Raw genomic sequence first — 22,781 nt, 5'->3', positions numbered from 1 at the left:
CCGTCAGAGTGTTGTCTTTGTCCGGCCAAAGAAAGTCTCGATCGTTTGTCGGCGTATCGCCTTTCGTTGAATTGCAGTTAACGCAACCAAGAAGAAAATTGGTCCAATCGGTCGCACGTGCAGTGTCAGAACTCTTCGGTGATACATGTTCTACAGCTAGAAGCGCAGGGAAACGACGTTCGCAGTAACTGCAATAGCAGCCAAAGCAGTCTTCTAGATCGCCAATGGCGTCCTGATATTTCCCATATGTCTTCGGTGCTGCCCCCCTTCTAATAGGCCTCACTGAGCTTTACCTTGCATCACCATGACCTCAAGCAAGGCATGTAAAGCGGGGTCCGATGTAAATGGTTCGCTCGCCTCCCGGTAGGACCTTTCAGCGGCGCGCAAGTCGGCTGACTCTACCTGCTGCGCGTCTACCGCTCGCATCTCAAGAAGCGTGAAGTACCGTTTTGCCGCAGAACTCAATATTTCTGCACGAACGCTACGTTGAGGTTGGGAAACTCCTTGAATATCCTCTGCGATATCTTCGATGCTATTGCCCCCACCCAAGAACCCCGCTGAAGAATGCGGCTCGATGAATGTAATCCGCTGGCGACCGGCCGCCTGAATCACAAACGGCGAGTGAGTAGTGGCAATAAACTGACAGTTGGAAAACAAGTCCTCCAACGCTGGAACGATGCGGCGTTGCCACTTCGGATGAAGGTGAACGTCAATTTCATCAATAAGGATAATCGCCTCACCTTCACCAAATGCATCGCTGGGGCGGTTGATCGACAGCTGTCTCGCAATGTCAACGAACAGTGAAAAAAGCCGCTGCTCCCCATCGGAAAGCTGCTTAAGACTGAGCGTGCCAATGCTGCGATTGATCATGATTCGCGGAGTGAGCTTCACCTCCAACGAACAAGATAGTAGAAACTCTCGTGTGGCTTCTGACGAAAACTTCATACCTTCCCAAATTTCACGCAGATAGGGCAGGTTCCTGTCGCCGCGCTTGCGCTCCGGAATCTCGGGTGTCAGGACCACTTTTGCTTGGTCAGGCCAATCGAAAGGTCGCTCTCGCCTCCGTGTCCGGCCCTCCTGAAACTTGCGCATAGCAAAAAGTCGAGCTTGCTTTTGCGTTTCTGCATCCAGGGTCCAACTCTTCTCTGTCCCTCCTGCGGGTACGATAGAGCAGTCATAAGGCTCGAAGTGCCAATAGAAGGCATCCATGTCAGGAGAGAATGTGGAAAGTACTTTGCCAACAAACTCTCTCACCGACCGACTGTTTCCGAACTGAGTGTCGTTCGCTCCTGTTGGCCCGTGAGATAAATCTCTCTCGGTCGCATACAGAAACTCTTCATTGCTCCGGAACTGATCGTTGTCGACCTCCCGGATACGAGTTGCGCGTTTAATTTTCATCGCGGAACAGATGGCTTCGTTCGATGAGTAGAGCAGAACCAATGGAAGATTCCCTCGACGAGCTGAACGATTAGCACGCTCCCAAAGCGTCTTCTGAAACTTAAACTGTTCAAGCTTGTTGTTCTCGGACCGAACCACCGCATTGACTTCCGCCCAACGCGTGCGCAGTCGAATATCGTCGTCTTCCAGTCTTGGGCGCCGCCCCATTTGCCGTGCGCCACCCAATGCCGCGAGCAGCCCGCGAAGGATCGTTGTCTTGCCGGCTCCATTCTCACCTACAAGCAAGTTGAAGCCGGGTTTAAATTCGAATGTTCGTTGTTCGAACTGCCGAACATTGGTCAAGGTCAGACTGTGTAAATGCATAGGCGTGATAGGTCTCAGCTTCGCGGAGTATCGGAAATTCCGTAACTACGTTCGTTCCGCTTCAGGTATGACCGAGTGTACGTCAATCTTACCGACCCCCCTACCAGCAGCCTACGGCTCGTCGCCTAACCTTTCATCAGGGGGGAACTCGGCGGATTGACCGCAGCGCATCGCAAGATGCTCACCGCAGGTCACGGATCCGGCGCCCATCAGCGGGCATGGAATGACCTGCCCCAGACCCAGTAATACTTTGGGCCTTGGGCTATGCCACGGCGAAGGTCTCTTAAGGGTCTATTTTAGCCGGTCGCCATAGATGGAAAACGACCCACTGCTGCCTCTCAGGAGAAGTATGGTGGGCGTCGGCTATGCAGCGGATAAGCCGACATTCGCACAGAGCCACCGGGACTGCAATTTGTCCGCGGCAGAGTGATTCAAGGACCATGACTGTTGAGTAGCTCTTCCAGCCGAGCCGCGTCGGGAACGCCAAGGCCAACTAGCTCTGCCACAATGCTCTCAACGTCTTCGCGAATCGCTGCGTCGGCACCAGTGGCAGTGGCGTCTAGGGTATGAATTCTCTCGACAATCTCACACCATCGCTTGCCGAATCCAGAGTCAATCCAGAATGACCGAGAGTCAGGATATGTCGCTAGCCAAGTCTTACCAGCTTGAACAAGCAGGTCAAGATGCTCAGCGCGCGGCGCCACCTTAAGAAGGTTTAGTAATACGAGCGCGACAAAGGGTGAGGGACCGGACTGAACTAACCGACCCAATACTGGCAGGAACGGACCAATACGCTCGATACCTCTCTCATATAGGTAGCTCTTTGTGCGTGCGGGAAAGAGGTATTCGTTGAAGAATAGTGTGGCGATTGCGGGAGCGATGTGCACTTCAATGGAGGTTTCGTTCGTTCCGCGCATGCGCTCCCATCCCCTGCTCGTCATCATGCGGTCAGCAAATGCCGATCGAATAGCGACGGCAACCGAGACATTTAGGGTGCTGCCTTCGAAATAGACCTCATCAACGCTACGCAAGAAGTCGACGAGAGCGTCAAAGTAGTTTCGATCCGGTAGTGCGGCAATCGGCATCGTAGCGAGATTCTCAACCTCAGCCGAGGTCAGGCCGACCGCGCAGCGGGCGACTAGAGCAAAGAACACATCGTTCCATTCTGATGGTATGTCGTCAGCCTCCTCCCCGTTGGCGAGATCACCGCCATTGGCCTTGATCGTCCACGATATGTAAGCAGTGACCACATCCCGCAGCCAAAGACACTTGTCGACGTTGCCGAGTTCTTGTACCTGGCGAAGCCATAGCGCCGCCGTTTGGTGATAAACCACCTCATATGGAGGCAGCTCTTCTTGTTCGGGGACTTGTTCAGCCCGCATGGGCAGCGGGGTTAGTCGTAGCCGGCGCTTAGGACGAACGTGCTCGTGCGGAAAGTGGGGCCACGATGGTTCGGCCTGGGTCCCCCCCAGCCAAGCTATTTCCGCGTCCACGGCAGCCATCGCTGCCGCCCTGTGCTGCTCCGCCCGAGCTGCCTTCTCCTCGTCCGAGATATCCCATTTGCGGACGGGAACAACGCATGCGCGCAATGCGCAGCGCAGAAATGCACAGGGCAACCGCTCGTCGACTGCGTGTAGGACACCAATGGCTGCGCCGAAACCATGGGCGGCCGCATGATGATTGTCTGCGGCTACCTCAAGCAAGGCTCGCACATCGCCTAGAGTGTTTCGGTGGGCAAGAGCGTGAATCAAGCCGGTGTAGGCGATCGCGATCGGGTTGAAACGAAGACCTGCTCGAATCTGAAGTACGGAGTCATCGTCATCAGAATTGAGCGCATCCTGCAGCTGTGCCCGCGCCCAGTCGCCATGCTGGGACCGGAAGGTTTCATTTCCGTCTCGCATGGTTATCATGGCGGCGGTGAGCACCGCTTCCCGACGCATACTTAGCGATGCGTCATCACTTTCAGCATCCGTTGGCACCACAGTCTCTGGAGAAGGATGGCTCGCCCATGCTACCGCGGCTTCCAGTTGTTCTGGCGAGAAGGGAGAGGAATCAATAGCCATTGTGATGGCGCTCTGCATAGCAAAATCCGAAGACTTAGCTGCAGCGGCGTCTATGAGTACTTGGAGGTGAGCTTGCTCTGGAGCGGGCGAAACGTATTGACGGGGTCTTACCATCGAACCATCGTTGCGCTCTACCTCAACCTCGTGCCAGTTCGCAAGATCGGCAAGGTTCAACGCATGCAAGACCATAAACTCTGGATCTCCCAGATTCGATTGCTCGCCGGCGGCCCCTAATCGATCAGCCGATTGTGTCAGCAGCGTCGTGAGTTTGGTTAGCTGCTCTGGTGAAGCGGATAGCGCGTAACTCCCGATCAATCCATCGAGGGTGAAGCGCCTCGACGCACGCTTTTTGAGTTCGGCAGTGCTGACCGCACCACGTGGTTCGGGTTGCCGCGCCCCTAACCCGAAGAGGTCCGGAGTTTCCAGCTGATCTTGGACCTGTCGCGTATGGTCAAGGCATAGGAGCTCTGGGCAACCGAGGAACTCTGCGGCGGACGCGGCGGATTTTGGCCAGTGCGATATGAGCAGGTCCACTGCCACAAGCAGATAGGCCGCGCACGATCCTGCTGGTCCGAGTACATCGTTGAGGACAGTCTCGAACGGTTCACTGGCTTCGATGCGCCGATGAGCCCAAGCTTCTAAGGCCATCAACGCCGACGTTATGGCATAGTAATTGCTGTTTCTAGACCAAAAGTAGGCATCCGTCCAAGGAAAGATACGTGCGCCATCCGGGTACGCCAATGTAATCGCGTCGCTGCCGGCCTTACGGCCACGGCTGCCGTGCGCGATGGCGTGATCCACCAGGCGATGGATAAGCGCGAGCCCGTCTGCCGGAGAGTTCAGCAGCAGCTCGAAGAACGGGCCTTGCGCCGGAGAGGCTGGAAAAAATCCGTGATCGATGAACGTGAAAAGCTCATCGCGTTCACTGCCAAAGCCGTGATATCGAGGTCGGCGCCTCTCAATCAATGACTGTTCAGTCAATTTGGCCAGTTCAGCGGGAGCCGCCTGTGCCAACGTTCCGCGCATCTTCAGGATGCTTTGGACCAGTTCGTCATTGTGCTCGCTCTCTGCCACCGCCCGGAGGTATTCGGCTGCCAGCTCGGGTGTTGTGCGTGCGAATAGGAAAAACCCGCTTCGCAGATCACGACCCAAGGACTGCATCTGGTTGCGATCAAGGCTTTCCCAAAACTTGGGTCCCTCAGTGGATTCGGACAATGCACTCCTTGGCTCCATTAACCTAAGCCAGCGATACAGCTGGCGAGTTGTGAGCTGCGTTATGTCTGACAGCCCAAGCGTCCCGAACGAGAAGCCCGTGTAAAGCTCAACCACTTCCGGAATCGCTTCGCCGGGAACGTCGTCGCCGACGCTAAGGAGCCAGAGGACTAGCGCAAGCCAGGCAGAACCCTTCGGTATCGTCATTCCCGCCGGTATGAGGTTAGGATCGACACCGGCAGCGGCGAAAGCCTTCGAGGCTGGCACCACTTCGATGGCCATGACGGTGCGAATGAGTTCGCGAAGCAGCGAAGCTTGATTCGCAAATAAAATCGGCCGCATTCGCGGCAATATGACGTTAGCTGCTTCAGAACGGGCAAGTGCGAGCAGGGCCGCTCGCCTCCAAGACTTATGGGCCCCATCATCGCTCAAACGTTTGATAAGAGTGTGCCACTCGGAGCCATCTGCTGCGCGTTCAATCACCATCCTGGCAGCTAGGTCTATCCCGCGGGAATGCGTCGCCGGAGAGAGGCGCTTCAGATCCAGCCGGTCAATGAGGCCATCATCCGCATGCAGCGCGCAGGCAATCGCCCATTCCCGTAGCACGTCGTGACGAAAGGACGCACGGTCTGGCCCCAGGTTGCGCAGTGTTCCGCTGCAAACCAATGCGTCGATTGACTGCGCAGACTGAGTCCTAACATCGAGGAAATTGGGTCCGGTAAGCGCCTGTTGGGCCAGATCAATTAACAGGCGGGCACGATCGCGCCATCCGGAGTCGCGCTTGCCGTCTGCTGTGGTCCACCACTGTCGAGCCATTTCGGCTTCTGTATATGGTAGAGGATCACCCGCCGGCCGACTTGCGACTCGTGCAAGTCGGAACAAGTTTCTAGTGACTTGTCGGGCAGGATGGTTTTCGCTAAGCAGCAGTTTTAACGCAGGATCGCTCGTTGTGAGCTGTTCGATCTCCGACTTGCTCAAGCCATCAATGGGTACAGTCGGTCCTTGTCCTAGACGAGCGATGGCTTCACCAGGCAGCCAGCTAGGTTCCTCTACTCCAAAGTCAGTTCGTGCGGTAGCAAGAATTGACACGCCTGAGACATCCGCGGCGGCTCTGACTATGTCAACGACCGTAAGACGCTCCTCGTCGCTGAAGGAATCAAGGTTGTCTAGAAATACAATTGCGCCCCCATCATTCGCAAGCTCGACCAATAGCTCATTGATTGGGCCTTCGAACATGATCTGGGCGCGCATGGCTCCCCAGCCACGCGGAACACATCGGCCGGGGCTCAAGACAAGAACGTGACCCTGTGTTTGCAGCGACTCGGCAACCTGGCGTAGAACACCTGACTTTCCTACGCCAGCGTCGCCGCGGATCTCGATATAGCGCCCAGTGTCAAAAGCCTCGTGGATTGCCGCAACGCGCTCATGTCGTGCAAGTACCGTCTTGCCTACGTGGTTATCAATGTCGGCAAGTGCTTGACGAGCGCTCTCGGCTAGGGCGGCACGGGCATTTGCGTGCCGCCGGTCCCCAGCAAATCGGAACCCAAGAGGAGCCAAGGACTCCAGGAGCGTACTGCGCGTTCTATCGCCACCGCTCTTGGCAATGTTGATGGCGAGCTCAACAAGATTTCCCCAAAATGCATCAACGCGGGAAGCATCGTCGGCATGCAATGTTCGGAGCGTTCGTTCCCGAGCGAGATCCTCTGACGTCGAGCCCGGTGCAACGAAGTCGAACGTAAGGACCTGAAGGCGCCGCAGCAACTTCCATACCGTTTCGTCGTCGTGAGGTGAGCCCTCATCTTTTAGGTGACTCTGGAACGTCTTGGCGAAGGCGCGCATGTCCTCGTTCGCGACACCGGAAAGCTTGAGCTGTGCGGTGAACGTCGCGGCATCTCCAACCTGTCGCGCCAGTGTTAGCACATCCTGATATGGTCCGTCGATCTTGCGCGACCCCCTCGCCGTGGCGATCGCTAGCCCATATTGCGTCGACCAAAAGTCAGGCCGACGCACGGCCAAAGCAATCTGGCCGACGACCTTCCGAAAGATTGCATCGGTAGGGCTAAACGAAATCGTGCGCTTTACCTGGATCTCCAGTACCGCAGGTCTGCCAGAGCCATCAACGGCGTGCACAATTACATCGTCGAGCGGCCGGCCGGTATTCGCTTGTTGAAGGGCGATTCGATCGATTGTTGTTCCGGGAAGGCCTCGTGGCGGTGCGCCACAGAGCATGGCAAGCAGGTAGAACGCTGCTATCTGCCCTTCAAAGTGTGCGCCGGCGGGTCCACTGGCAGCCGTACTCGTTCCCTGTTTATCGAGGAGCCCAGGGCCATCGGCATCCGGCTGCGACTCTTCCATGGTTATTCTCCCAGAACGGCTTGGAGTTACTGTTCTTTCACTTTACTTGCCATTGGATCTTGGCCAACGGCTACTCAACTGTCGAGGACAAGCTAAATAGCACAAAGGATCACATGCTATCCGTGTTTGGATGAAGCTCCTAGTTCCGGTAAGTACGGCTCTATTCACCCCCCCCTCTCCAGAGGCCAACTCTACTGGGCTGCTCCTGCTCAACTCGAACAACCGCTCCCAATCTGAGCCCGCCGTTCGGGCCGTCAAACCGAAGGGTAACTCCTGGCCGTTTTAAGCCGGTCACGACAGGCAAAAAACGGCCAGAAGGGGCATTCATTTGCGTCCGAAATACGCCTTCGAACGAGTAAGTTCGTTCCGCAGATGTCCGAGAAAACTTTGCAGATCCGTCGCTTTCTGCTGAAAAAAGGCGGCATTACTCTCAGCCCCTCTACCGTCGTTCATGTGAAAAGGTCCTGCCGTATGGGTATCAATTCATTAGCGTTTGCGTCGAGATTCACCGGCTGCATACGCAAGAACAGGGCTTGCCGTTATCGCGGCTCTTCAAGAAAATAAAAGTGAGAAATGCACATGCCATTCGGCGCCACCGCAGTGGCATCCAGAATTACTGGTGTAAACGTTCCCTTCGCTGGCGGATCGATCGTAAAACGGCATGAAATCAAGATGCGGGAAATTCTACAGAAGACCCGCACCTGCCCTCCTGGCGCGGGCTTCGTTCGTTTGGCTCAATATCATTTAAGAGCTTTAGGGGAATGTCATGCACTCACTGCTCATCTATAAACAGCTCAGCCTCACCCCATCTGGCCTCTCATGGATTGTCTAAACCCATCAAAACGATAATGCGCCTCGGCTCCCTGGAGACTCTGCCGAGAGTAGAAGACCGTGTGCGTACACACGTTTAGATCCAAGCCGCTCTCTGCTATATCCGCGAAGCAAGAAATCTGAAGCACGACACCATCAAGGCTTCCCTCCTTCAGCAGATGATTGAACCGCTCTGTGTTATGGGCATAAAACTCGCTGAGTTCAGCGTCCAGAATCGCCTTAACTTCCTCGGCCTGTTCCACCTTCAGCGGCTGTACCAGCTTGCTTTGTCGCTCCAAATTGAACGCTACGCAGCCGTGACCGAGTTTTTTGACCTGGCTGGTGCCTGAGCGCAATTGCCCTTTAAAGTTAGCTAATGAGTTGATGCTCTTACATGCGACAAAATAGTCACCGAATGGAGCGCTCACGATAATGTCAGGTTCTCCCAGTCTTGCCGTTAGGCCTCTATGCCTGACGTATTGCAAGAACTCCAGTTCAAAAACAGCATCTTGTCCTAGCGAATGCTCCGTAGAGGAAAAATCGAGCTTGCTTGATGCAATACGATTGAGCGGCTCTTTAATTTCCGGCTCGTCGCTGCAAGCGAGGATGGCAAGCAAGACTCGCTGCGCCCGACATACCTCCAGGGCATCTGCACTTGAGTAGACTCCTTGGTCCGCTGCAGCACAGCGATCGAGCATTTTTTGAAGGTCCGAATCTGGATCAATGTCGATGTTGTGCGTTGCGAAGAGCGGCAGGACTTGGGCCGGCAGCTGAGAAATTTGTTCATATGTATTGATGATCTCAGGACTCACAGAACCTCCTTGGTCTTTCCGTATGAAATTAAGCGCTTTAACGATTAGCCAAGGGGTGGGCAATAGCTCAGCTAATGTCAGCCCCGAGTAAGCGCGGTAAACAAATTTAGCCTACTGTTATGCGCTTATACTTGCTCACCTTTATTTTCTCCTTGCTCTTTTGGCTGGAAATCTTTCCACCATCCAATATGCTTGCAATCGTAACAGATAAGATCTTGGGTATCCTGACCCATAATTTTTTCTTTTATAGGAGTGCTTTTTGAACCGCAATTTGGGCAAACAGTATTTGTTCGAATCATTTTTATTCTCTGTGTGTTTTGGTTTGGTCGACACCCCTTGTCCCCTTTGACTGCTGCGTCAGAAACGCGGCATATACAAACGAGAAAAAACGGCGATATCTGCGCACAGGTTACGAACTAGTCGGCAATGTGTCTATGGTCGATTGGCGTGATTGCTCAGCTTGTAAATGTCCGCTATTGGCCGATTCTGTTGAAAAAGTCGGCCATGGTTTCCGCAGCTGAAAAGTACGCGTCCGAGATTGAAATCTTTACTTTCGGCAGAGGATGCCAGGCGCAGATTTCACGTAGCAGCGTGTAAAAAAGGCGTTTTCGCCGGTCAATGATCAGGCAGTTTTGGATAACCGACTTTTTCAACAGAATCGGCCGTTCTCCGCCGGTCGTCACTACGGCGTTTGCTGGTCAAGTCGAATGCAAACGGTTGATCAGCACGGATGCAATTGACTGGTCAGTGACGATGCAAATGGTCAAGTCCATGCAATTACGCAGGCCCACATTAAAACCGACGAACGACCACCCGGCCATGGAAAACCACCGGCTGCCAAGGTCTTCCATCGCTACTTAATTGGCGCAGAGTCGCCCCCAAAATACTATTGACCGCGAGCAGAACGAGCGCTAAACCAGAACTGTACAAGCGCTGTCCTCGATAGCACCCAGGTAGCCAGAACCTTTGAGGCTACGCCACATCGTGGTGGCTCCCCCCCAAGTGCGATTAGCGTCCGGCGGCTCGCACGGTCACAGCGATGTGATGGATGCCTACTTCTCAAATTTGCCCACTGCGGCAACTCAGACCTTCTCCTGGCTGCTCTGCAGCAACTTATCCGCTTGGCCATTTCTTGCGCCAACCTTTTGCCCGTCTCTTTGCCCCCTAAAGAGACGGGCGCATATCACACTGCTGCAGCCCTGCTCGCATGGGGCTTTGCGGCTTTCCCCCTCGTGACAATCGGTGTGACAAACACCGAATGCTCACTCGCCACAGCGATGCCGATGATGGTGCCGCAGCCCAGGGAATGGACTGCACCTGACTGACCGTCAGGCATGCCCCGGTCATCTCATTACTGCCTTCACTCGACTCAGGATCTCGCGGCACTGGTCTCGTCAGCCAGTGCAGTCTCCACCCGCCCACCGCTATCGGTGTTCAGGAGGCCAGATCATGAGATGCCCAAGCTCCCGGTCGTAAGGAGCCGTCAGTCCCGCGTAAGTGGACAACCCTCACAGGTCGCAGGGGCCTTGATCCCTGATAACACTCAACAACCGTGGCGGGATGAGTGAGGACGAAGTCGATAATCTCAGGAGAAGTGCGATGCAACTGTGCGAAGCGTTCGAGCCACTGCTGTGGAAACCGAAGCCGACTTTTTCAACAGAAACGGCCGATTACAGTCATTCGTGACAGGCTACAATTTGCCAAAACATTGCTTTATAGAGGCTGATACCTGCCTACAACTTGAGGGCAATTCACAATGCTCAAAATGGACTCTGTAACTTTTGAACTTGGCACACTCGTCAAACCAGTGGTGGATGCTATCCATGATGTAAAGCCGGTTTGTGTCGAGGCCGAATTGATCAGTGTGGCTGACGGCAGTGTTGTCTTTCTTTCTCCAGATTCGATGGCCACGGCCTTACGCGCAGACCAACCTTCACTTGTCTTCCGTAGCAGCAGGGCGCTGGATGTTCACGAGTTGATTCGCTCAGAAATCCTCGAAGCAGGAGGACGGGAGACATTACTTAACAGTCGGAATGTTACCGCACCGACCATCGGAGAATGCTTTTCCATGATTCCCGATCAGATGAAAGCACGGGACGGCAAGCAGTATCGGGTGAGTTTTGCGTACGCTGGCCAGGGCTTAACGCGTTACTGCGCTGTCAACACAGATTGGTACGACGATCTGGTTAATCTGCTCGTTGAGTTCATAGCCGGGCACGAAAAACGATTTGAAGAGCTAGCGGCGAACGAGGCAGCCAAGCTCGATGCACTCTTCAAGGAATTGGTCATCGAGATTGCCAATGATGAGCGATTTGTCCAAACCAGGGGGCTCAGGAAGAAAGGCTTGCTCGTAGAGGCCGTTTGGGGGGACAGAATTCCGCGCGACGCACAGTCTCGGCTCATGCGCCTGGCCCAGGGTGAGGATCCGCAGGACTGGAATTTCGCGCATGTAGTCCGGCAGGCCAACGATATCGTGGACCAGCGACAAATGCTGGAGTAACCGACCGCTTTCGACCCAGGCTGTGTGAAAACACATGCGCCGTTTGAAGCCTGCGTTGCAACGTAAAATCTGCCAGCGTTTGGTTTATCAGCAGCCCGAAAATTTTCGTAGGAACGCGATTTTAGCTCCGGTCCTGGCTGTCAAACCTGCTCAAAAACGTTTTCACACAGCCTGGACCCGAAGCGGACTGTTCCGGCGTCTGAAAAACCAAATCTGCTCAGTCCAAAGTGAAGCGAATACTGGGTTATCGCGTGCGTATAAAGCTCAGCCTGGGCCAATAACACATGCAAGACGTCCCTGCCAGTGTCGCTACGTGGATCATGCCGGCTAATGCTTAGCCGGCATGTGATCAGCGCTTTCCAGGAGGAGTCGAACGGTTCACCGCAGGCTCTTCGGATCTACGGTGATATTCAGTCGTTGGCGGAGGAGGAGGTGGTGTTCTATTTTCGTTATTTTGAGGCTTTTTTTGATCGGTCATGCTGACAGCTCTCTGGTGGTTGTAAGGATCGCTAAAAGGAGGATGAACCCCGCGCCCATGACAAGCTCATTGTAGGCATGCTCTAGGGGCCTCGATTTTTCGTTGATAGCTTTCGTAAGCTTTTCAAGGGTGTCGACGTAGCAGTTGTAGATGTGAAGCTTCTGCTGCTCGTCGTTGACGCTCAGTAGGTAATCCGCCGTCTGACGATTGGAGGGCAGACTTGGGCAATCACATATTCGCAGCGCGCTGAAGGCGTGCCCCCACGAGCATGCAATACAGATTGCGCAGACGATGAAGTTCAGAAGTATTAGCATAGCGAACGGGGAGGTTGCCTGAAACAGCACCCCGTTTTTGAACCCTGCCAGTGCACTCAGCGCTACGATGACGATGGACACAGCTGTCAGAAACTTCGCGCATTTGTTTTCAAAATGGTCGAATCGGCCTTGCTCTTCTTTGAAGCGATCTTGCAGATAGCGAATTGTGTCGTCCATGTTTTCCTTTATAAGCAATCAGCGTCGATGCCTGTTCTTGAGCGTTTGCGGTACAGTGGCTATGATCCGGCTTTCCTCCATAGGTGGCAAATGAGCGTTGATTACTACCGCCGCCAGGTTGGCGCGCACCAGCAAAAGCTTGCCAAATTTCAGGTAGACAAAGCACGGCTGGCTGCCAAGGCTGGCGAGGCGTTCAGGAAAATGCAGGCCGCGAGCAGTGCTGCCGGCAAAGCCAAAATAAGCTCTACAATCGTAAGCAAGCTGCGTGAGGCCGAGCGGTACTCCTCTGAGTATGCCAAGAATCAAACTGAGCTGGGTAAGCTGGAGATCAAGATCGCTGACGAGCAGAAGCGACTGATAACCACTCAAGGTCAGTTTGACAAGGCGCAAGCTCAAGAGCAGAAGAAGCAAGATGCTGATCAGAAAAAGCGCGAGGCTGAAATCAAAAAGAGCCAAACCGCCCAAAAACGTGCAGACCTAGACCACGAGCACCGAATGCGCGAGGTGGGGGCCGGGCTAGCCAGGCATGAGGTGCTCCATCAACAAACAGCTCGACAGATGCAAAAACTCAGAGCCCTACCCAAGCGAATCACGGTGCTGTTCATGGCCTCAGACCCAGGGGTCAACAAGCTTGCGCTCGATCTGGAGGTACGAACCATCGGCGAGAAGATTAGGGCCTCCGAACACCGGGATGCGATCGATTTCCAAAGTCGCTGGGCAGTCAGGCCAGGGGACATTCTGCAAGCGATCAACGAGCTCCGTCCAACGGTCGTACACTTTAGTGGCCATGGCACGTCAGCAGACGCTCTGGTGCTCCAAGATGATCAAGGCAGGCCCAAGCACGTCCCTAAGGAGGCCATTGTAAGCGCCATTGCATTCGGGTCGGACAGCGTGAAATTGGTCTTTTTCAATACATGCTTTTCATTCAACCAGGCCCAGGCAGCGGTACAGAATGTGAATGCGGCTATCGGAATGAACCAAGCAATCGGCGATCAAGCTGCACGGATTTTTTCGTCTGAATTTTACTCAGGTATAGGATTCGGGCATTCCTTGGAGAAGGCATTCAGGCAGGCTAAGGCAGCGTTGATGATGGAGGATGCCGCGCAAGCAAATATACCTGAGCTGCATTTGAAAGCTGGGGTCACTGAAGAAGAGCAGACGCTCGTGAGACCTCGCGAAATTTGATCATAAAGTCCGGCGCTAGTCTTCGTCCAACGTCCACTCCTGTCCGTTTTCTGCCCAGAGCCACCGGCTGCTATGGGCAGTTCACTGCCAATCATGGTTACGAAGCGTGCTGGTCAGATCGAATTCAAACGGGTGGTAAAGTGGACTGCAGTATTCCAATTGGTATTCCAACCAAAAATAAAATCCTACATTTACCTTATAAATCAATAAGTTACATGACGGATTCAAATTACCCAGGCCCCCAATCCGAAAACGATAAAGCCCGCCAAGTGCGGGCTTTGTTGCATCCGGGGTTTGGCATCAAACACTCATCGGCACCCAGCCCAGCGTCGTCACCGTCGAACGCCATGAAAAATCCAGAACCTCCTTCAGAAACAATTCTGGTTGGCTCCCCGCTCCGTCCTAGGAAATTCCCCTCAAGTTGTGGCGAACTCCATGAACTGGCACGTAACGACCCGAAAAGCTAACCTTCCATCTTCGCTGCAACCCGGCGGACGGTTTTGACAGGCCGAAAAGCGTAGGGATCCCTAACCTTTCGGAGTTCCTCCATGAAAAAGACCAACCCACCTGAAAACCCAACCCTTTCAGAGTCGGAAGACCTCGACCTCACCCAACTCTCCAAAGCCACCCAACGCGCCGTCAGCGCCCGCTTGCGCGACCCGAAACAGCCCGATCCCGTGAGTCATATTTTCACCATTCTCCCCGACGTCGACACACCCACCCTGCTCGCTCACGCCAGCGAAACCCTTGCCTCCATGAACGTCATGACCACCGACCTGGCCGACCAGCTCGAAGGTTCGCATCGCAACGTGGCATTGGCAATTCAGCAATTGGCCGTGCTGGCCGAGATGTTGATCAATCGAGCGCTGGATAACCTCGATTCGCCCACGCCGGCGGTCACGCCCGTCTGCCACTGAGTGATCACGCTCGTTGATCGAATGGAGGTTTTTTCATGGATCGATACATGCCGGTCACCGGCATCGACTGCACCATCGCGTCGCTGCTGATCGACACCGAAGCGCCGCTGGATGTGCTGCATGAAACGGCGGCCTACCGCATCCGCACCGCGACTCAATTGCTGGAGAGTTTCGCCGTGAACGAAGGCGTTTACAGTGAGCTGGCTCGGGTGTTGGTGATTTCGTTGCGCGATGGCTGCGATTTGCTGGATGTGGTTGGGCGAAGGTTACAGATGCAGGTTTCGGCGTCGTAACGAACCCGGCACAGGAAATCGTTGCCGCTTCCCCAATAGAAAAAGGCACCGACGAGCATATCGCAGGTGCCTTTTTTTGATTTGAGCGGGTAGGGATGTTCTAAATACGTGACAGAACTGAATGCCCCTATTTTCCAGAGGGTGCAATGCGCACCGACTGGCGCTCCTTCATCAACCCCACTGCAAGTGCCGATAGAATCAGCGCAATCGAAATCCCTTCATTGAAATCAACCCTATGCCCAAGCATCAGCATCGAACCTGCGATCCCAAACACCGGAATCAGCAATGACAGCGGTGCCACTCTGGAAACCGGGTACTCTCGCAGCAGTAGATTCCAACCCCAATAGCAGAAATGCGTCGCCGCATAGACTTGAAACAAAATCGAGAACACCGACACCCACTCAAGGTGTGTTGCCAAGGAGGTAAACGGAGCGGGACCGTGTGCCAGCCAAGTGAGTACCAACAAGGGAATCGGCGGGAACAGGCTGGCCCATACCACAAAGGCGAACATTTCCCGAACCTTCGACCTTTTGATGATGACGTTGCCGATACTCCAACTAAAGGCACTCACCAACAACAAGCCATAACCTACTGTCGTTGCATGGCCGGGACTGCTGAAAATAATGCTGATCAGGCCCAGCGCTGCGAGCCCCACTCCAAGGATCTGTCCAAGGCTCAGATGCTCGCGAAACAACAACACTCCCCAACCCAAGGTAAAAAATGCACTGAACTGGATCAACAGGGCAGCGGTCCCTGGTGGAACACCCAGTTCGATGCCCAGGTTGATCAACGCCCACATCGCGACGCCAAAAATCAATCCATAGGCGGCCAACCACCCTATGGCAATCGGCGGGCGCCTGACAAAAAATACCCACGGCAACGCAGCCAGCATAAAGCGAAGAGCAGTCAGCAACAGCGGATCGATAGCGGCCAAGCCTAGTTTGGTGATGGGAAAGTTCAGGCCCCAGACGGCTGTCACCAAGACGGCCAGGGTCAGATGTTTTTTCTGCATGACGTTCTATTTCCAGAAGACAAGGCCGGCAGCTGTATGCACCAACCAAGTCATCACTATGAGCAATAGAGGCAATGGCTCGCTTGCACTACCAGGTCATAAATCATTAAATTCGGGCCATGCGCGAAACTGAAATAGATCCCTACGAAAACACACCCCGCGATGCAGTGGTGACTGCCAATAACTATCTGGATGGCCAGCGCTTTGCGCTGCATACGCATCAACGTGGGCAGTTCGCCTACGCCGCCTGCGGCGTCATCACGGTATTAACCAGCCAGGGTAACTGGGTTGTACCCCCACAAAGGGCTATCTGGGTACCGGCGGGAGTTCCCCATGAGATGAGCATGAGCGGGCCGGTCACCATGCTTAATACTTACATCCGTAACCGCGCCGCGATTCGGCTCAGTCTGCCTGCCCACTGCCAGGTCTTCGGCGTGTCGGCACTGCTTCGGCAGCTGCTGATCCGGGCCATAGACGTTCCGGCACTGTATGCCAAGGAGCATCTGGACGGCCATCTGATGACATTGCTGCTTCACGAAATAGCAGGCATGTCGCCCCTATCGCTTAATGCACCTCTGCCAATTGAGCCAAGGTTGGCACACGCCTGCCGCAACCTGCTGGAGCAACCTTCGCTGGAGATAGGGATTGATGATATGACCAGGCAGGTCGGGATGAGCCGCCGCACATTCACCCGTCTATTTCGCCAACAAACCGGTATCAGTTTTGTCGAATGGCGCCAGCAGGCATGTCTATTGGCGGCCGTGGTGCGTCTGGGTAACGGGGAGGCAATTACGCGGGTGGCGACCGATCTGGGCTATAGCAGCCCGAGTGCCTTCACCAGTGTTTTCCGTCGAGTATTGGGTGAGGCGCCCAGTCGGTATTTTCGTAGCGAGAAAGGATTTTTCTGACAGATTAGAATCACGTCATACTGGGAAATTTCCCGCAACTCATAGCGACGTCCATGAACTGGCGAATAAGGTTTCCGGAAGATAGTCTTCATTCTTCGCTACAAACCCTGCGGACGGTTTTGACAAGCCGAAACAGCGTAAGGATCCCTAATCCCATGGAACGCCCTTATGAAAAAAATCCCCCTGAAATTAGTTGAAAAACCGGCCACTTCAGAGCCTGAAACAACCCAACTTCCCCAAGCCATCGAACGCGTCGTCAGCGCCCGCCGGCGCAACCTGAACAGAAACATTTTCAGCGTCCGCCCCGACGTCGACACGACCACCCTGCTCGCTCATGCCAGCGAAACCCTGGCCTCGCTCAACGTCATGACTTTGGACTTTGCCAACCAACTCGAAGGCTCGCAGCGCAATGTGGCGCTGGCTCTTCAGCAGTTGACAATGTTGACCGAGCTTTTGGTCAACCGAGCGCGGGATAACCTCGATCCGAACGGGTCGGTGGCCGTAGCCAAGCCTCCCGTCTTTCACTGAGTGATCGCGCTCGTTGATCGAATGGTGGTTTTGTCTGGATCGATACAGGCGACGGCTACAGGCGCAGATTTCGGCGTAGAAAAGCAAAATGGGCGGCCTCATTGAGGTCGCCCATTTTTATTGATGCCGTCAGTTGCCCCTTCATTGACTACTCTTCGTGGCAGTGAGCAACACGGAGGAGCCTTCCATCAACATGAATTTTTCTTCACCCCACCGCTTCTCTCCAACCTGTACATTCCTCTCGCTCATTCAAGAAACTACAGTTTGCCCGCCTCCCGCGGGCTTTTTTTGCCTGCCGTTTTATTAGGTCAGTTCAAGGTAACCGCCGCATGGGAAACCTCCAGCAGTTCCTACAGGCATTTCAACCGATACAAATACGTATCCTGCTCCCCATGCTGCTGCGAACACCGCGCCTGATAAAACATCCTGATCAAACCAAACCCAGCCGCTTCAGCCAGCCGCTGGCTCGCCACGTTGGCCGAGGCGGTGATCAGGTAAAACGTGAAACCGGGCATGCTGTTGATCAATGCTTCAAGCGCCGCCCGCATATAGCCTTTGCCCGAATACTCAGTATTGGCCCAGTAGCCGATGAGATATCGATTGCGGCGCCGGGGTTTCAAGCCAATGCAGCCAATGATCGTATGCGCTTCATCGTCGACGATAAGCAACCGCCGCTCGCCAGCTTCGCTCTTGAACTCATCGACCGCCCGCGCGAGAAACGAGCGCGCTTCGTCCTCGGTGGTGTAGGGTTTGGCCCAATGCAGAAATTCGGAATGGGCGGTAAAGCTGGTGTTCAGCGCATGCTGCAACGCTTTACACCATTCAGGGTCGGGGGAGCTCAATCTCAATGTGTGAGTGCCAACCGTCAGCGCAAGCTCCATTGCATCATCCTTAAATACAAACTCCATGACACCTGAGAGTAACAGGTCAGCTATTTAGCCTGCAGTCTGAGGCTGCGCAGAAGCCTCAGGCTTTTCATGTTTTTCCAGCACCGGCAACTCCAGCCGCGCCCGCCCATAGAACGCCAACGCCGTCAGCAAACACGCCAGCCACACAAAGATTCCGGCCCAGAAGGTGTGGGACATGTAGTGCCAACCCTGTAGAACCCGCGTTGTGCCGTAGACGAAACCGAGCAGCAGCGAGCCGTACATCAGCGCTTTGGAATACCGCCAGCGGTAGCGGCGAGCCACGAAGTACAGCGCGAGCATCGTGAAGCCGCCCGACGCATGTCCACCCGGCCAGCAACGACCGGCACCGGCGACTTTCAGCAGGTCGAAATTCTGGTACCACGCTTTGTGTTCGATTTTCCCGGCGTACTGAGTCGTTTCGACCGGGCAATAGACACTGGTGTGGCCCTTGAGGTAGTGGATAACGCCAGTGCTGATGGAAAACGCGAATACCACATAGAGAAAGTCCCGACGGTGTTTACTGGCAAACTGAAGCACCGGCGCGAGTTTGATTTTTTCCAGCAGTGCGATGATCTTCGAATGTTTTTCAATCTTCAGACGCGGCCAGAGAAACGACAGCAAAGCGCCGATCATCGCGACCTCACCGGTCCAGTTCGGAATGATCCGCGCCCATTTGTGGGTGATTTTCTCGAACAGATGAACATGCTGTAACGGAAACACCCGGGTGGCCGGATCATAAAAAAGATCGCTGAAGGCGATGTCTATCCTGGTCATGTCAAACAGCAGGAAAACCACGACCGCGCAGGCCAGCGGGATACCGAAGTTCGCCCAATAAAAGCGGTAACGGGAAGAAGTCAGCATCGTACGTCCTGATCCAGAGGGATGATGGTCAGGCTCATTCAGTGGTCACCGAATGCCAGTCAGAGGCTTCGATGAAGCCGAGCATGCGCGGTGCCTGAAGTTTTTCGGCGGTGATAAACAGAGAGGCGCCGTAGCCGAGGGTGTCGGTGGGTAACTTGAGGTCTTTTTCCAGTTGCGCCATGCATTCGCTGTGGGTCACCAGAATCAGGTTGCGCCCGGCCACCTTGTGCGCGAGGACATCGCGCAGCATGCTGCCTCTGCAGTGGACCAACCAGTCTTCGTCGACGCCGACCTTGTTGAACATATAACCGGCGGTTTGCGCCGTGCGCATCACCGGGCTGTTGTAGATGTCGGCCCGATCCAGGCCCAAATGCTCGAACTGCGCGCCGACACTCACCGCCACGCTGCGCGAACGATCCGTAATGCCATCGTTGCCAACCAGACAGGCTGCGGTGGAGTGATCGCAGCGCTCGACGTGGCGCACCAGCACGATCATGTCGCCCTTGGTCCAACCGGTCACCAACGCCCGGGCACCCGCTACATTGCCATGGGCCAGGTCCGGGACGGCAGCAGGCCGCAACAGCCACACGGTCAGCGGAATCACCAGCAGCGCCGAGGCCAGCACGACCGCAGTATTTCGATAACGGGTCAAACGGCTCAGATCGATCGAGCGTTTTATCCCGAACAGACTCAGTCTCAATTCCACATCAAACCGCCTCGCCGGCATGCACCATTGTCATTCGATGCCGCGAGGGTAAAGAGGCGCGCGTCGGCAACCGGTGAAACCCATGTGAAAAAAAGCTTAAGACCCGCCCAAAAGTCTTGTTACAGAATCGGTCCGAGAAAATCCTTTCAGCTCTCGGGGTTGCTGCCGATACAGACCTGCTAACCCCTTGCTGGCTCTTAAAACAACAATCTTCCAGCCAACCGACGATCAAGAAACACAACGTTCCTGGAGGAATATTGATGAATAGCTGGTTCGGTAATATCAGCGTGAACCTGAAACTGGGCCTGGGATTCGGCCTGGTCCTGGCACTGACCTGCGTCCTCGCCCTGACCGGCTGGACGAGCCTGGGCGGGTTGATTGACCGCAGCAACTGGATGAGCGACATCACTCAGTTAAACGCTGGCCTGACCAAACTGCGTGTGGTTCGCCTGCAATACATGCTGACCAACGGCGATGAAACTGCCGCACAGAATGTACAGACAACACTCGATGGCTTCGTCGCTCAGCAACAATCGTTGCTGTCGAAATTCAAAAGCCCGGAAAATCTCAAGTTGCTCAAAGAGCAGAGCGCGACCATCAGCGCTTACCAGATATCCCTGAACAAAATGCGCAGCGCCTACCGCACCGGTAACAGCGCCCGCGACGCCATGGGCGCCAACGCTGAAACCGCCAGCAAGTTGATCGAAACGATCAGCACCCGGGTGCAGCAAATGCCCCTGAGCGATCAGCGCTTCGAACAGTTCCAGGCCATCACTGCGGCCAAGGAAGCATTCATCCTGGCTCGCTACGAAGTGCGTGGCTACACCGCCAGCACCAACGCCGAGACCGAGCAAAAAGCCGTCACCCAACTGGACACGGCCATCGCCAGCCTGAAACAGCTCAACGTGCATTTCGCCGAGACCCAGCAAGACGCTCTGCGTCAGCTGGAAACCGCGCTGAGCAACTACCGCAGCGCCTTGCAAACATATAAAGCCGCCAACACCGATGCGGTGCAGGCACGCAAGGAAATGACCGATCAAGGCGCCACCATCGTGACGCAGAGCGATCAGCTGTATCAGATCCAGCTTGACCGTCGTGACGCCGAAAGCGCCAAGGCCCGCACGCTGCAACTGATCAGCACCTTGCTGGCATTGCTGGTGGGCATCATTGCTGCCGTGCTCATCACCCGTCAGATCACCGGCCCGTTGCGCGATACCCTGGCCGTGGTCGAGCGCATCGCCAGCGGCGATTTGTCCCAGGACGTCAAAGTGACCCGCCGCGACGAACTCGGCGTGTTGCAGCAAGGCATCGCACGCATGGGGGTGACCCTGCGCGATTTGATCAGCGGTATCCGCGATGGCGTCACCCAGATCGCCAGCGCCGCCGAAGAACTGTCGGCCGTGACCGAACAAACCAGCGCCGGAGTCAACAGCCAGAAGATCGAGACCGATCAGGTGGCCACCGCCATGCACGAGATGACGGCCACGGTGCAGGAAGTCGCGCGCAATGCCGAAGAAGCCTCCCAGGCCGCAGCCGCCGCTGATGGCGAAGCGCGCGAAGGCGATAAAGTGGTCAACGAAGCCATCGCCCAGATCGAACGTCTGGCCAGCGAAGTGGTGCGTTCCACCGAAGCCATGAGCGTGTTACAGAAGGAAAGCGACAAGATCGGCAGCGTCATGGACGTGATCAAAGCCGTGGCCGAGCAGACGAACTTGCTGGCCCTCAACGCCGCCATCGAAGCAGCCCGTGCCGGTGAAGCCGGTCGTGGTTTTGCGGTGGTGGCCGACGAAGTCCGCGGCCTGGCCCAGCGCACGCAGAAATCCACCGAGGAAATCGAAGGCCTGGTGGCCGGCCTGCAGAACGGCACCCAACAGGTGTCGACCGTGATGAACAACAGCCGCGCCTTGACTGACAGCAGTGTCGCGCTGACCCGCAAGGCCGGCGTATCACTGGAAAACATCACCCGCACGGTGTCTAACATCCAGTCGATGAACCAGCAGATCGCTGCCGCTGCCGAGCAACAAAGCGCCGTGGCCGAAGAGATCAGCCGCAGCATCATCAACGTACGCGACGTGTCCGAACAGACCGCTTCCGCCAGCGACGAAACCGCTGCCTCCAGTGTTGAACTGGCGCGGTTGGGTAATCAGTTGCAGATGATGGTAAGCCACTTCCGGGTTTGACGTTACGTCAATGGTGAATGACAGATCCATTCGCGGGCAAGCCTCGCTCTTACAGGCTACTCATTAAACTTGTAGGAGCGAGGCTTGCCCGCGAAGGCGATCTACCGATCACCAGAGTCATTCAGGCTTCCCACGGATTGATCACTTCAATCCCGGGAAACTCGAAGTCCCGAACATTGCGAGTGGCAATGGGTGCTCCGTGACTTCGGCAGATTGCCGCTATCTGAGCATCAGCCATCGACGCCATTCGACCATTTGCTTCAGAGCCAGCTACCAGCGTCGCGTACTCCACCGCGGCATGGGCATCAAAAGGCAAAATCCTTCCGGCAAAGTCTTCTTCGAACATCGCCATCGCATGAGCTTCAAGTTTCTGTTTACGCTTGCCGAACGGGAGCCGGGCAATGCCATGGAGAATTTCCGCTACAGTGACAGCACTGATTGCCAACTCCATTGCTGGCTGTGCATCAACCCAGGCAAGCACTTGAGTGTCAGGCTCGACCCGCATGAATTCTGAAAGAACATTGGTATCGAGCACTATCATTCGGAAAAATCCACCGCTGTCGCTTTCTCGTGACGCGAAGGAAGATCGAGCTCAACCCCACCACTGGCTTTGAACCTATTGCGGATTCGGCTACCAAGACCTCCTGCGCGATCAACGGTGGCCAGGGCTCGACCAAGAATCAGGCGAGCCTCTTCTTCCATCGAATGCCCATTGTGAGCGGCGGCGATACGCAACTGTTCCTTGATCTGATCGTCCAGGTTTCGAATTGTGATACTGGCCATGATGCCTCCTGCAATCAA

The 22,781-nt window shown here is 55.1% G+C and carries 18 protein-coding genes and 2 pseudogenes; 8 read left to right on the top strand and 12 right to left on the bottom strand.

The genetic code is table 11. The features are described from left to right. Positions 1-67: 67 nt before the first annotated feature. From CKW20_RS30290 to CKW20_RS29670, 5 genes and pseudogenes are all read right to left on the bottom strand, one after another. A pseudogene (locus tag CKW20_RS30290) lies at positions 68-283 on the bottom strand (HNH endonuclease); the annotation flags it as partial. After that, a complete protein-coding gene (locus CKW20_RS26840) occupies positions 280-1,761 on the bottom strand; it encodes an AAA family ATPase (protein WP_095055581.1) in 1,482 nt (493 codons plus the stop codon). The pseudogene CKW20_RS30290 and the gene CKW20_RS26840, both read right to left, overlap by 4 nt. Before the next feature lie 431 nt (positions 1,762-2,192). Further along, entirely contained in the window at positions 2,193-7,391 is a 5,199-nt protein-coding gene (locus CKW20_RS26835; protein ID WP_095055580.1) for a hypothetical protein, read from the bottom strand. Between the two features lie 800 nt (positions 7,392-8,191). Beyond that, positions 8,192-9,013: a hypothetical protein gene (locus tag CKW20_RS26830; RefSeq protein WP_095055579.1), complete on the bottom strand. Its 822-nt coding sequence runs from the start codon at positions 9,011-9,013 to the stop codon at positions 8,192-8,194. 125 nt (positions 9,014-9,138) lie between these two features. After that, on the bottom strand, positions 9,139-9,312 hold the full coding sequence (locus tag CKW20_RS29670; RefSeq protein ID WP_176466963.1) for a hypothetical protein: 174 nt from the start codon (positions 9,310-9,312) through the stop codon (positions 9,139-9,141). 1,457 nt (positions 9,313-10,769) lie between these two features. On the opposite strand from CKW20_RS29670, the gene CKW20_RS26820 reads away from it, so the two are divergent. Further along, entirely contained in the window at positions 10,770-11,513 is a 744-nt protein-coding gene (locus tag CKW20_RS26820; RefSeq protein ID WP_095055578.1) for a hypothetical protein, read from the top strand. Positions 11,514-11,987: 474 nt separating this feature from the next. Here CKW20_RS26820 and CKW20_RS26815 read toward each other — a convergent pair whose 3' ends face one another. Continuing rightward, positions 11,988-12,482, bottom strand: coding sequence for a hypothetical protein (locus CKW20_RS26815; RefSeq protein WP_095055577.1), 495 nt, complete (start codon positions 12,480-12,482; stop codon positions 11,988-11,990). Between the two features lie 90 nt (positions 12,483-12,572). Here CKW20_RS26815 and CKW20_RS26810 point away from each other — a divergent pair, with 90 nt between their 5' ends. The 3 genes from CKW20_RS26810 (at position 12,573) to CKW20_RS26800 (ending at position 14,877) form a co-directional block, all read left to right on the top strand. Continuing rightward, positions 12,573-13,667: a CHAT domain-containing protein gene (locus tag CKW20_RS26810; RefSeq protein ID WP_095055601.1), complete on the top strand. Its 1,095-nt coding sequence runs from the start codon at positions 12,573-12,575 to the stop codon at positions 13,665-13,667. Positions 13,668-14,215: 548 nt separating this feature from the next. Beyond that, positions 14,216-14,584: a DUF6124 family protein gene (locus tag CKW20_RS26805; protein ID WP_095055576.1), complete on the top strand. Its 369-nt coding sequence runs from the start codon at positions 14,216-14,218 to the stop codon at positions 14,582-14,584. 35 nt (positions 14,585-14,619) lie between these two features. Further along, positions 14,620-14,877, top strand: a complete 258-nt coding sequence (locus CKW20_RS26800; RefSeq protein WP_095055575.1) for a hypothetical protein — start codon at positions 14,620-14,622, stop codon at positions 14,875-14,877. 127 nt (positions 14,878-15,004) lie between these two features. On the opposite strand, the gene CKW20_RS26795 is transcribed toward CKW20_RS26800, so the two are convergent. Then, positions 15,005-15,889 (bottom strand): EamA family transporter, encoded by an 885-nt coding sequence (locus CKW20_RS26795; protein ID WP_095055574.1) that lies wholly within the window; start codon positions 15,887-15,889, stop codon positions 15,005-15,007. A 119-nt stretch (positions 15,890-16,008) separates the two neighbouring features. Between CKW20_RS26795 and CKW20_RS26790 the strand changes: the two genes are divergently transcribed. Further along, on the top strand, positions 16,009-16,797 hold the full coding sequence (locus CKW20_RS26790; RefSeq protein ID WP_095055573.1) for a helix-turn-helix domain-containing protein: 789 nt from the start codon (positions 16,009-16,011) through the stop codon (positions 16,795-16,797). Positions 16,798-16,965: 168 nt separating this feature from the next. Beyond that, the gene (locus CKW20_RS26785; RefSeq protein ID WP_095055572.1) at positions 16,966-17,325 is read left to right on the top strand and encodes a DUF6124 family protein; all 360 of its coding nucleotides are present in this window, start codon (positions 16,966-16,968) and stop codon (positions 17,323-17,325) included. 350 nt (positions 17,326-17,675) lie between these two features. Here CKW20_RS26785 and CKW20_RS26780 read toward each other — a convergent pair whose 3' ends face one another. From CKW20_RS26780 to CKW20_RS26770, 3 genes are read right to left on the bottom strand one after another with little or no spacing between them, the layout of a single operon-like run. Beyond that, entirely contained in the window at positions 17,676-18,206 is a 531-nt protein-coding gene (locus CKW20_RS26780) for a GNAT family N-acetyltransferase (RefSeq protein ID WP_095055571.1), read from the bottom strand. 54 nt (positions 18,207-18,260) lie between these two features. Beyond that, a complete protein-coding gene (locus CKW20_RS26775) occupies positions 18,261-19,094 on the bottom strand; it encodes a phosphatase PAP2 family protein (protein ID WP_095055570.1) in 834 nt (277 codons plus the stop codon). Positions 19,095-19,128: 34 nt separating this feature from the next. After that, entirely contained in the window at positions 19,129-19,800 is a 672-nt protein-coding gene (locus CKW20_RS26770; protein ID WP_095055600.1) for a histidine phosphatase family protein, read from the bottom strand. 260 nt (positions 19,801-20,060) lie between these two features. Between CKW20_RS26770 and CKW20_RS30285 the strand changes: the two are divergent. Beyond that, a pseudogene (locus tag CKW20_RS30285) lies at positions 20,061-21,074 on the top strand (methyl-accepting chemotaxis protein); the annotation flags it as partial. Positions 21,075-21,116: 42 nt separating this feature from the next. Continuing rightward, positions 21,117-21,980 (top strand): methyl-accepting chemotaxis protein, encoded by an 864-nt coding sequence (locus CKW20_RS30280; RefSeq protein WP_371857456.1) that lies wholly within the window; start codon positions 21,117-21,119, stop codon positions 21,978-21,980. A gap of 121 nt (positions 21,981-22,101) precedes the next feature. On the opposite strand, the gene CKW20_RS26760 is transcribed toward CKW20_RS30280, so the two are convergent. Together CKW20_RS26760 and CKW20_RS26755 are read right to left on the bottom strand one after the other, a co-directional pair. Beyond that, positions 22,102-22,521 (bottom strand): type II toxin-antitoxin system VapC family toxin, encoded by a 420-nt coding sequence (locus tag CKW20_RS26760; RefSeq protein ID WP_095055568.1) that lies wholly within the window; start codon positions 22,519-22,521, stop codon positions 22,102-22,104. Continuing rightward, positions 22,518-22,763: a plasmid stabilization protein gene (locus tag CKW20_RS26755; protein WP_095055567.1), complete on the bottom strand. Its 246-nt coding sequence runs from the start codon at positions 22,761-22,763 to the stop codon at positions 22,518-22,520. The genes CKW20_RS26760 and CKW20_RS26755 overlap by 4 nt, the downstream gene beginning before the upstream one ends. Positions 22,764-22,781: the final 18 nt, after the last annotated feature.

It is taken from the genome of Pseudomonas sp. Irchel s3b2 (genome assembly GCF_900187445.1).
In the GTDB taxonomy this organism is placed as follows: Bacteria; Pseudomonadota; Gammaproteobacteria; order Pseudomonadales; family Pseudomonadaceae; genus Aquipseudomonas.
This window is presented reverse-complemented; position numbering and strand designations above follow the sequence as displayed.